Source organism: Synechocystis sp. CACIAM 05 (assembly GCF_010222815.1).
Taxonomy (GTDB): Bacteria; Cyanobacteriota; Cyanobacteriia; order Cyanobacteriales; family Microcystaceae; genus Synechocystis.
On sequence record NZ_CP019225.1, the window covers coordinates 2411395 to 2421475 of the forward strand.

Here is a 10081-nt window from a genome sequence, read left to right on the forward strand (position 1 = left end):
AAAACAAATTCCTGGGACATTTCAAACTCACTTAACTGGCTAGGACTTTTTCCGTTTGCGGGGCTGTGGCCGTTGGAGTGGGAACTGTGGCCTCCACTTTTTCTTGCTGCTGACGGCTGAGATAATCCCGCAATTGTTCACCAATTTCCTGGCGGACAATTTCCCGGTATTGGAGAAAATGTTCGTTGTGGGCACAAAGGGTGATGTAGTGCTCAAACACAGCGGGGTTATGGCGCAAAATACCGAAAGCATGGTGCCAAAAGCGGAATCTGGTATCCCGTTTAATGCCCTGCCGCCAAATAACAATCGCCAAAGCCTTTAAGTCCACTAAGTTAGGGAGTTTGAAAGCAGTCTTGCATTTCGGTGCCCCCAGCTTGAGGAAACAACGGTAATTGCGGTCTAGGTAACCGTGGGGATCATATAACTCCCAGAAAGCCTCCACATACTCATTGGCAATGTCTTCCAAGGGGCGGGTGGGAATGAAATTCATCAACGTGGTTTGGTTGATGTTGCCCTTACTCTCATCCAGCAGGCGATTTTCCCGTTTCAGTCGATGCCATAGAGCTGTGTTGGGTAAAGCCTGGAGCATGGCAAACGTGGTGGTGGGGATGGCCGTCTGTTCCGCAAAACGGACAATGCGATCACCAGCGCCCTGTTTTTCACCGTCAAAACCGATGATGAAGCCCGCCATGGGTCTGAGGCCCGCTTTGATAATCTTATCGACGGAGTCCGCCAGAGAATTACGGGTATTTTGGAATTTTTTGGTGAATTCTAAACTCTCTTCATCGGGGGTTTCAATACCCAAAAAGACCGCATCGAAATAGCACTCCACCATCAAATCCATTAATTCCTGGTCATCGGCCAAATCCACCGAGGCTTCAGTGTTGAATCTAAAGGGATATTGATGTTCTTCCTGCCAAATTTTCAGTTCCCTGAGCAGCAATTTAACGTTGCGCTTATTGCCGATGAAGTTGTCATCCACCATAAACACCGATCGCCGCCAACCCAACTCGTAAAGGTAGTCCAATTCCCGTAGTAACTGAGCTGGTTCCTTGGTGCGGGGCTTACGGCCGTAGAGGACAATGATGTCGCAAAATTCACACTGGAAGGGACAACCCCGGGAAAACTGTACCGACATGGAATCGTAAGCATCCAATTCCAATAGGTCATAGCGGGGAATGGGGGTGGTGGTAACGTCGGGTTTTTCTTGGGCCCGGATAATACCTGCTGTTTCCCCCCGCTCCAACGCTTCCACAAATAGGGGTAGGGTAATTTCCCCTTCATCCAAAATCAAAAAGTCTGCTCCGGCATTCTGCACTTCATGGGGCACCGACGTGGCAAAAGGGCCCCCCACTGCGACCAATTTACCGTGGGCCTTAGCTTCCTTGATGTTTTCCACCATGTCATCCCGCTGGACAATCATGCCCGAAATAATCACCACTTCCGCCCAGTCCCACTCCGCTTCAGTCACATTGCGGACATTGCGGTCCACCAGCTTAAACTCCCATTCTTGGGGGAGAATACCCGCCACGGTGATCAACCCGAGGGGAGGCAATAAAACCTTCCGACCCACTAGCTCCAGAATTTTTTCGTAGGACCAGAAAGTAGGGGGAAACAACGGATAGATTAATAGGGCGCGCATGGCTTCTCGCTAAGGGAAGATTTATGTTAGAAAATCTAGGGATTGATTAGGTATGGGCTCAACTTTAGCTAAAGCTAGCACACCCTTGCCAGGAAGTCCCCGAAAGCCAGAACGTTGGCATAGATAAATCCTATGGTTAACCATGGTTATCCCCTAGGCAGCTCCATCTTATCCATAGCTATGGCTATGTTGGGAGCATTGTCATTGATTTTTCCCCTGCCCCTGTTAACCCAAGATATCGTTGACAGTGAGCGTTCCCTGCCCTTGCTGGGGGACCATCCCCTGGAAGAAAGGTTAATTGATGGCATGGATGAGGGGATCAAAAAAAATTATCGGGGGGCGATCGCCATTTTTACGGAATTGATTTTGCTAGATCCTAGCTATGCTGATGCCTATTTTAATCGGGGTATTGCCAGGGCCAAGATAGCGGATTACCAGGGGGCGATCGCCGACCACAGCCAGGCCATTACCCTAAACCCCCAATTGGCCGAAGCCTACAAAGCTAGGGGGAAAATTTACTGGCAATTAGGAGAGCAAGCCCAAGCCATTGCTGACCTAGAAGCGGCCCTAGCCCTTTTCTCTGACCAGGAAAATCTTGTGAGCCAACGGGAAGCCTGGGAACAACTACAAACATGGCGCAGTAATCCTTAAATAGGCCCCAAAATTTCTTCTCAACTTCTCCGACAGTTTCCCAAGCCCGCCGATTAACTTTTATTTACCCTTGCCTACGCCCTAGTTTCACTGAATTTTGCCGATCTTTTTGTCGATTTGAGGGACAGCTTTTGCCCACAAATTTGTATATTCACCCTGGGTTCATGACCATTAACTTGAGTTAAACAAAGTTAAGTTTTATGGCATTTTTTTTTCCTCCCAAATAGCCTTGCTAAGATGGCGGGAAAGCTGGGTTGCTAGTCCCGTGGTGGCTTTTTTATCGAGTACAAGGTAAGCATAAATACCTAAATATGAGACATTTTTGCGACGCTTGGATTGAAGAATGGTGTGAAGCCAATGGTTGGACAGATTTGTTCATGGAAAGACTCAATTATTATTGGGCTTTTCCCCCTGGAGCTGTCATGCCGGAGCCCATTCCTGGCAAAATTCTCCGGGCAATTAAACTAGAAAAAGGTCTTTGCGAAGAAGAAAAAGCTTGGTTAACCGCTGCTGTGGCTGTTTCTGCTTTGGCGATCGGTTCTGCTTTTCTGCTTAGAAATCCCATGCCCGTAGTACTGGCTTTTGCTTTTGACGCTGTAACAGCGGGGCGTTTAGAGATGGAAGAAATTTAAAAAATTTGAGAAGATTAATCCATTACCTGCGATATCAAACACTCTGATTGGAGCAACTAAGCAACATTTATGGCTGATTCCATCACCCCAGACTCCAATGAACACAATTATGCTGAGCTGGCTCAACAATGCCAGAATTTGGCCAGCCAAGTCCAGAGCCTCAGCCAACGGGTGGAAAATCTGGAAAGCAAACTGACCTTAATCCCGGACATTGAGCGCTATGGTAGGTTGCAGGAATGCTTAATTGCGGGGGATTTTAAGACAGCGGACCACGAAACCACCCGCATTATTCTCGAAACCCTCAATCGTAATCGGGATAACCTCAGCCCAGAAACTTTATCTGCTTTGCCCTGTACAGTTTTAACGGTAATTGATCGCCTGTGGCGTACCTACAGCGAAGATCGTTTTGGCTTTAGTCGGCAATTGGAAGCCTACCAAAAAGTGGGGGGCACCACTGATACCTTACGTACCCAGGACCGGAAAGTGATGGGAGCCTTTGCCCAGGAAGTGGGTTGGGTGCAGGAAGGAAAGGTTCGTTTTGAAGAATATGACCAATGGGATTTTTCCCTTAATGCTCCGGTGGGCAGTTTCCCCGCCATTTGGTGGAAGTCTCCCTATGGTTTGAAAATGGTGACTTTTTTCTTCATTCGTTTGTTTGAATGTAACGGCTAGCCCGATACCCTAACTACAGTTTTTTAAGGCTTCGATATCAGCCCCGGCAATTTTGTCCAGATTGCGGGTAATTTTCTCTATGTCCCAATCCCACCAAGCAATGGTTAACAAAGCTTGAACTACTTCGTCCTTAAAACGTTGACGGATAGGACGGGCGGGATTTCCCCCCACAATGGTGTAGGGTGCCACATGGTTAGTGACAACGGCTTTGGCGGCAATAATGGCCCCGTCTCCCACCTTTATTCCGGGCATAATTACCGCTTCGTACCCAATCCACACATCATTGCCAATGACTGTATCTCCCTTATGGGGCGGCTCTTCTTCCGCTTCTGCTGTTTGCCAACCATTAGCAAAAATTGCAAAGGGATAGGTGGAAAATCCTTCCATGGCATGGTTAGCCCCATTCATAATAAATTTTACATCCCGGGCTAGGGCGCAGAATTTGCCAATGATCAGGCGATCGCCAACGAAGGGAAAATGGTACAGAACATTGCGCTCAAAGTTTTCTGAATCTTCGGGATCGTCGTAATAGGTGTAATCACCAATAATTATGTTGGGGTTAGAAACAGTATTTTTAATAAAGCAAATCTGGGGAAATCCCGCCATGGGATGCTTATTTTGGGGATCTGGGCCGTACATTATTTGTCACCCGTAACGGTTCTGGAGTCATGTCTATTTCTCTATTCTTACTCTAGGAATTAAACTCCCATTTCTGCCAAGTCTGTCAAAGTTTCCTGGGCCGCCTCTTCGTCCACAATGCTAATGGCAAAGCCCACATGGACAATCACATAATCCCCTACCTTAACCTCGGGTACGTAGGCAAGGCTAATGGTTTTAATGATGCCCCCAAAGCTAACCTTTCCCGTCAGCAACAGGGGATCGGAGTTGGGCATTAAACTGACAACCTGGCCAGGTAGGGCTAGACACATGGGAGGAAAGGGAGGAGGAATTGGCAAATAAGTCAGTGGAGCTTTGAGAAAAACCAAACCTAGGCCATGGTTCAACTTTAACCCAACAGCAAAGTTCCCATTTGGGCCACCAACTGATGGGTGACGGGCAAACTGTCAATCACCATGGCCAGGCAGAGCAACATTAGGTAAAAAATGGAGAACTTGAACAATCCCCTAGCCAAATCCCGATCGCCGGGGGCCTGTTTGAGTTGCCAAGCTTTAACCAGAAATTGTCCCCCCAACATAATGGCGATCGCCAGATAAAGTATGCCCAACTGGTGCAGAGGATAAACTAGCAGCAAACTGAAAGGCACCACCAACAGTGAGTAGTACCAGATTTGGCTAACGGTTTTTTCCTCCCCCGCAATTACTGGCAACATGGGGACATTCACCTGGGCATAATCATCCTTGATCATCAAAGCCAGGGCCCAAAAGTGGGGGGGAGTCCAAAGAAAAATTAGCGCAAACAGTACCCAGGGAGTCCAGCTTAAATCCCCCGTAACAGCGGCCCAGCCCACCAAGGGGGGAATGGAACCCGCAGCCCCACCGATGACAATGTTTTGGGCCGTGTGTCGTTTCAGCCAATGGGTATAGACCAACATGTAAAAGACAATGCCGGATAATGCTAGGCAACCGCTTAGTACATTGACAAAGGTGGCCAAAAGAGCGAACGAAAGTACTCCTAAGACTAGGGCGAAAATCAACGCATGGCGGGGTTGCACTTTTCCGGCTGGGATGGGTCGGGTCCTGGTGCGGAGCATTTCATAGTCAATGTCTTGGTCGTAAATACAGTTCAGGGTTTGGGCTGAAGCGGCTGCAAGGGTTCCTCCCAGCAGAGTGATCAGCAATTTGGGTAAATCCACCCGACCTTCCGAGGCAATCCACATGGAAGCAGCGGTGGTAATCAGCAAGAGGGGGATAATTCTCGGTTTGGTTAACTGATAATAACTTTTGCACACCGCCCCCATGGAATCGTGTTGGCGATGGATTTTTGTCGAAGTAACCATAGAGAATCAAAAGAAAGGGTAAGCAGGGGGGAGATCAAAAATTTTTCCTGAATTTTAAGCGAGTATTCCCCAACTGGACAAAAAATGGCAGTTAGTTTAACCGCAACGGCAGAAATTTCCCTCCCTAGGGAGACTTAAAGATTTTTATCATCAGGATGTAATGGGGGCCGTCGGTCGATGGTCCCGCACCGCCAAAACGGCGATCGCCAATAGGGTAGCCCAGAGACAAATTCCCACTGTATGGTGGGCTACGGTTAGGGGTTCAATTTGTAAATGGAGCTTTAGCGTAGCAACTCCCAATAGGATCTGTCCCCCCAAAAGGGCTAGGGACCCATTGCCCAACTGGCGCAAAAAGGGATTTAGGGCCGGAGTGCGCCTGGTACACCAAAAAGTCAGTCCCACCCCCAACACCGTCGGTAACACCCCCAACAGATGACTGTGCAACACTTGGCAAAATTGTGTGCCGGCGATCGCCAAGCACTGATGGGCCGCCCACTGGGAACCCACCAATCCCCCCAGTAAACATTGCAGATAAATGATGGTGGTGCTAGCCAGGGCCACTGGCCTTAACTTGCCGGCCGTTTGATTACTTTGGTAGGGCATCAGGCAGAGACCAATGATCACCAAAGAACCCAAAAAAGCCATGGCTGTGCCCAAATGGGCCGTCACAATATCAAACCGTAGCAGTTCGATCACTGTCAGCCCCCCCAACAATCCCTGCACCAAGATCAACGCCAGGGAGCCTAAGGTAGCCCAGGGTAACCACTTGGGTAGAACCCGACGAAACCACCAGCTCAAGCCCACCAAAATCAGGGTACTAAAACCAATCAACGCGGCATCCAAGCGATGGAACCATTCCAAAAATACCTGTAAATTCATTTGTTGACTGGGAACCCACTGACCATAACATAGAGGCCAGTCAGGACAGGCCAACCCTGCATTCATCACCCTGGTGGCACTGCCTACCGCCATCAATAACACTGTGGCAATGACAATTTTCCATACCAGCCGACGGATCCAGACTTCAACCTGGACAAAGGCTTGGGGTTGACTTTGGGAGCGAATGGCATTGGGGAGAATAGACTCAGCCATGGTTTTGATCTGCAACCTCAACGATGGGGGCAAGGGCGGGGAGAAAAACCCCAGTCACCGTCAGATTCTAACCAACACTCTCCCCAGGGGAAAGAAAACTTGGCTACAGCATCAATATTCTTTAGATTTACTTCAGATTTCCCTGCCCTAGGCGATTGATTTAGTTGGGATCGGGAAAATTTGGTATTTAACCGGTTACATGTAGTTGCGTGGAGGTGAGCAATACACTTAAGCCATTTTGTCTGGTGAATTAAATTTGAAGTTATTCTTGTGGCTATCATGGGAGTAATTGCTTCCCATCACAGCTATGGATAGACCCAGTTCCTTTTTCGTTGTAGATTCTGAAGGTTCTCAAATACTTAGGGAAATTTGCATTATTAATCACTGTGGGGAAGTGGTATATGAAGCATTGGTGGATGAAGTCTTAGCAGATCGAGCACAGGGTTTAAAAGTTTTTCCTCTGAAACAGGTGTTGGAAAATTTTTGGCGCATCACCCATGGGCATTTAGTCATTTTCCATTATGCTGACCATGACTGCCGTGTCTTACGAAATAGCTGTTTGCAGGTGGGCATTCCTTGGCGGCTAATAAGCACCCAATGTACTATTGAGTTGGCCAAGGAAAAATATCCCGGCCTAAGCAGTTACTCTTTGGAGTTTTTGAGCAAAAAATTTTTCTTAAAGGTTGAAGGCAAATATTTCAACCAAGAATCGGCGCACCGCGCTCGCTACGATGCCCTTTTCACCCACCAGTTATACAATTTTTTACAAGATTGCAACGGCTTTTCCAAATCAATGAATATTGGCATTAATCCTTTTTCTTCCAGTAGAGTTGACACTCCTTTTCAGGAACACGTTGATGCAAAAGCTATTTATCAACAACAATTTGAACAACTGAAGGCAATCATTAAGGAAGTCAGACAGGATAAAAATCGACAATCTAAGGGTGTAGTAGTGACAGGGATTCCTGGATCAGGGAAAACCCACCTGATGATGCGGCTCACCAAGGAAATTTTACAGATAAACCGAGTATTATTCATACGCCACCCCAACAATCAAGAATCAATCATTTACCATATTTACAGCCGCATTTTAGAATCGTTCATTTATCAAATTCCCGGCACTAGTTATAGTCAGCTAGAGTTTTTGCTGGCCCATAGTTTTACTAAATTAATTAGCCAAATGAAAAATATTCGGCTGACCCAAAAAGATCAACACATAGTCGATATTGCCCAGCAAAACCCCTTAAATATTTATCAGCTACTAGGGACGGAAGGAACAGATAAGAAACGGGATTACTGGGATCACATTGAAAAAAGAGCCAGTGAATGGTGGACAGAGCACTATGGTATTGGAGGAAATAGCCCTGAAATTATTAAGGGAATTATCAAATTTTGTCGCTATACAGAACGTTATCGTCAACAGACCACTGCACGTTGGTTGGCCGGACAAGAATTGAGTGAAGAAGATTTAATGTTATTGGGTTTGAGTAATTGGCACGAAAACCTGGGTAAGGAGGGCTTTTCCCTGGAAGCAATTTCAGTTTTCAGTAAATTATCCTTGTTGGACGAGCCGTTAGTAATGGTATTTGATCAATTGGAAGTGCTGGGTTTACCCAAAAACCAGAGCTTATTAATTGGCTTCGGCGAAGCGCTTAAGGAAATTTTTACCCATGTGCCCAACTGTTTGGTTATCCTAAACCTTTTTCCAGATCGGTGGCAATATTTTCAGTCCCATTGGGATTCTTCCGTGGTGGAAAGGGTAGGGCAATATCACATTAATCTTGACCGTCCAGACGATCAATTGATGGGTCAGGTGTTGATGACCAAGGCTGATGCAGTAGGGGTTAAGCTCACGGATATATTTAGTGAGCAAGAAATTACCTCCCTTTTGCGCTCACCGTCAATTCGTCACTTGATCAATAATGCTTCCAAACTTTATTCTGCTAAGGCCAATGGCTCTGGCATCATCCCTCAAAATTTCGACCTTGGTAACAAAAATCTTGATTTTGAGCAAAGATTAAATTTACTGGAAAATGGATTAAGTGATTTGCAAGCAAAAATTTACGATATTGGCTTGACTTTAACAAACTTTTTTGCTCCTACAAGCCAGAATGTAAGCAAAGCATTAATTGGCAATCCCGTGGGGAAAACTAATCAAAATAATGAAATTGACGCTGATTTTAATTTCAATTTTTTCATTACAGAAAATCAGTCGCAACAATCGCTAGAAATACAGGTAAAAGATTTCTTCTGCCAAAATCGTGAAATCTTAAAAGATGATTATCAAAAACTACAAATAATCACTGAATCCGATGATATTGGCAAACTAAAAATTATTTTGGAAGCCCTTAACTCAATACACTCTTTCAAAACTGATTTTCTTAGTCTGGGCAGAAAAAGGTTACCAGAACATATCTTGATTCGTACCGCTAAAGCCTCAACAGTCATCGCATTTTTGCACCGCGATGGTAGTCAATTTACCAACTATATTAAGAACTTTAATCAATTGGTGTCATTGGAGAAGAGGCATCAATTTCACCTCTGGCGAGATCGACGGCAAAAGGCTATCACCGGCAAAGTTGGCCGGGAAGAAATTGAAAAACTCAATAATTCTGCCAACGGACAATTTCAATTTATGGAAGAGCGGGAACGGGTGGACTTTGAGCTGTTGTATTTGTTGATCACAGCAATTTATAACCAAGACATAGATCTGGAAATATGTCAGGCTTGGCCGATCGCCTGTGGGGAATTAAGGCATAACTGGCTGGTTCAACTGTTGGACCATGGTTGAATCCCGGCGATGGGAACCGAAATTTTTTTCTAGCCTTTAAGGCTATAGACACGCTGCCATTGCTCTTCTGTGACCCGAAAGTTGGTGCTGTTGGGAGCCCGAATAACCAGTAAATCTCGCAAAATCCGGTCCTGTTTGAGTTCGTGGCGGCGGAGGGGTTGCCCCAACAATTTGCGTAGGAATCTGAGTTGTACCCTCGGTTTATCCAACTTAGCTTGGTCAGACATTAGCCAATATTGCCCATCGGGTAGCTCTGGGTAAATTTCCGGCGGCTTAGTTACTTCGGCAATGGCATAAATCCCCGCTTCCGGCCCGGCCATCCAGATCAAAGCCCGATCGCCAACTTGAATTTCTTTGCTATAACGGGTCACCAACCAGGGCAATTCCTCTTGCTCCTCAATGGCTTGAAGAATGCGATAGTACTTAGGATTGCCTTGAAATAACCAGTAGGCCATGGTGGGGTCGCAAATCAGAACAACTGCGGTGGGAACTGGGCCGGGGGAATAAAATTATCCCTCTTTCATCAGACTGAGGGAATTAGAATGGAGATAAAAGGCTGAAAAGCGCGGAGGGAGAATGACAAAGACAAGAGAGGCGAAAAAGACAGTACGTTGTGTAGACACATATAGTGAACTGTATAAAGA

Annotated in this window: 10 protein-coding genes; 4 read left to right on the forward strand and 6 right to left on the reverse strand. The window is 46.3% G+C overall.

What is annotated here, in order from left to right:
• Positions 1-31 precede the first annotated feature (31 nt).
• A complete protein-coding gene (locus BWK47_RS11420) occupies positions 32-1642 on the reverse strand; it encodes a B12-binding domain-containing radical SAM protein (protein WP_162328732.1) in 1611 nt (536 codons plus the stop codon).
• Between the two features lie 132 nt (positions 1643-1774).
• On the opposite strand from BWK47_RS11420, the gene BWK47_RS11425 reads away from it, so the two are divergent.
• The 3 genes from BWK47_RS11425 to BWK47_RS11435 all read left to right on the forward strand — a co-directional run bounded on the left by BWK47_RS11425 (position 1775) and on the right by BWK47_RS11435 (position 3597).
• Positions 1775-2293, forward strand: coding sequence for a tetratricopeptide repeat protein (locus BWK47_RS11425; protein ID WP_162328733.1), 519 nt, complete (start codon positions 1775-1777; stop codon positions 2291-2293).
• Between the two features lie 311 nt (positions 2294-2604).
• Positions 2605-2925 carry a hypothetical protein gene (locus BWK47_RS11430; protein WP_162328734.1) on the forward strand — a complete coding sequence of 107 codons (321 nt, stop codon included), beginning with the start codon at positions 2605-2607 and terminating at the stop codon, positions 2923-2925.
• Between the two features lie 69 nt (positions 2926-2994).
• Positions 2995-3597: a GUN4 domain-containing protein gene (locus BWK47_RS11435; RefSeq protein ID WP_162328735.1), complete on the forward strand. Its 603-nt coding sequence runs from the start codon at positions 2995-2997 to the stop codon at positions 3595-3597.
• A 9-nt stretch (positions 3598-3606) separates the two neighbouring features.
• Here BWK47_RS11435 and BWK47_RS11440 read toward each other — a convergent pair whose 3' ends face one another.
• The 4 genes from BWK47_RS11440 to BWK47_RS11455 form a co-directional block, all read right to left on the reverse strand.
• The gene (locus tag BWK47_RS11440) at positions 3607-4236 is read right to left on the reverse strand and encodes a Vat family streptogramin A O-acetyltransferase (RefSeq protein ID WP_162328736.1); all 630 of its coding nucleotides are present in this window, start codon (positions 4234-4236) and stop codon (positions 3607-3609) included.
• Positions 4237-4295: 59 nt separating this feature from the next.
• Positions 4296-4526: a HypC/HybG/HupF family hydrogenase formation chaperone gene (locus BWK47_RS11445; protein ID WP_162329685.1), complete on the reverse strand. Its 231-nt coding sequence runs from the start codon at positions 4524-4526 to the stop codon at positions 4296-4298.
• A gap of 77 nt (positions 4527-4603) precedes the next feature.
• Positions 4604-5554, reverse strand: coding sequence for a heme o synthase (locus tag BWK47_RS11450; RefSeq protein WP_162328737.1), 951 nt, complete (start codon positions 5552-5554; stop codon positions 4604-4606).
• Between the two features lie 150 nt (positions 5555-5704).
• A complete protein-coding gene (locus BWK47_RS11455; protein ID WP_162328738.1) occupies positions 5705-6646 on the reverse strand; it encodes a COX15/CtaA family protein in 942 nt (313 codons plus the stop codon).
• A gap of 307 nt (positions 6647-6953) precedes the next feature.
• On the opposite strand from BWK47_RS11455, the gene BWK47_RS11460 reads away from it, so the two are divergent.
• Positions 6954-9437 (forward strand): hypothetical protein, encoded by a 2484-nt coding sequence (locus tag BWK47_RS11460; protein ID WP_162328739.1) that lies wholly within the window; start codon positions 6954-6956, stop codon positions 9435-9437.
• Positions 9438-9466: 29 nt separating this feature from the next.
• Here BWK47_RS11460 and BWK47_RS11465 read toward each other — a convergent pair whose 3' ends face one another.
• The gene (locus tag BWK47_RS11465; RefSeq protein ID WP_162328740.1) at positions 9467-9892 is read right to left on the reverse strand and encodes an EVE domain-containing protein; all 426 of its coding nucleotides are present in this window, start codon (positions 9890-9892) and stop codon (positions 9467-9469) included.
• Between the last annotated feature and the right edge of the window lie 189 nt (positions 9893-10081).

Coding starts and splice junctions, on each gene's coding strand:
- BWK47_RS11445 (WP_162329685.1), bottom strand. CDS start 4,526: ATGTGTCTAGCCCTACCTGGCCAGGTTGTCAGTTTAATGCCCAACTCC.
- BWK47_RS11465 (WP_162328740.1), bottom strand. CDS start 9,892: ATGGCCTACTGGTTATTTCAAGGCAATCCTAAGTACTATCGCATTCTT.
- BWK47_RS11425 (WP_162328733.1), top strand. CDS start 1,775: ATGGTTAACCATGGTTATCCCCTAGGCAGCTCCATCTTATCCATAGCT.
- BWK47_RS11440 (WP_162328736.1), bottom strand. CDS start 4,236: ATGTACGGCCCAGATCCCCAAAATAAGCATCCCATGGCGGGATTTCCC.
- BWK47_RS11435 (WP_162328735.1), top strand. CDS start 2,995: ATGGCTGATTCCATCACCCCAGACTCCAATGAACACAATTATGCTGAG.
- BWK47_RS11455 (WP_162328738.1), bottom strand. CDS start 6,646: ATGGCTGAGTCTATTCTCCCCAATGCCATTCGCTCCCAAAGTCAACCC.
- BWK47_RS11450 (WP_162328737.1), bottom strand. CDS start 5,554: ATGGTTACTTCGACAAAAATCCATCGCCAACACGATTCCATGGGGGCG.
- BWK47_RS11420 (WP_162328732.1), bottom strand. CDS start 1,642: ATGCGCGCCCTATTAATCTATCCGTTGTTTCCCCCTACTTTCTGGTCC.
- BWK47_RS11430 (WP_162328734.1), top strand. CDS start 2,605: ATGAGACATTTTTGCGACGCTTGGATTGAAGAATGGTGTGAAGCCAAT.
- BWK47_RS11460 (WP_162328739.1), top strand. CDS start 6,954: ATGGATAGACCCAGTTCCTTTTTCGTTGTAGATTCTGAAGGTTCTCAA.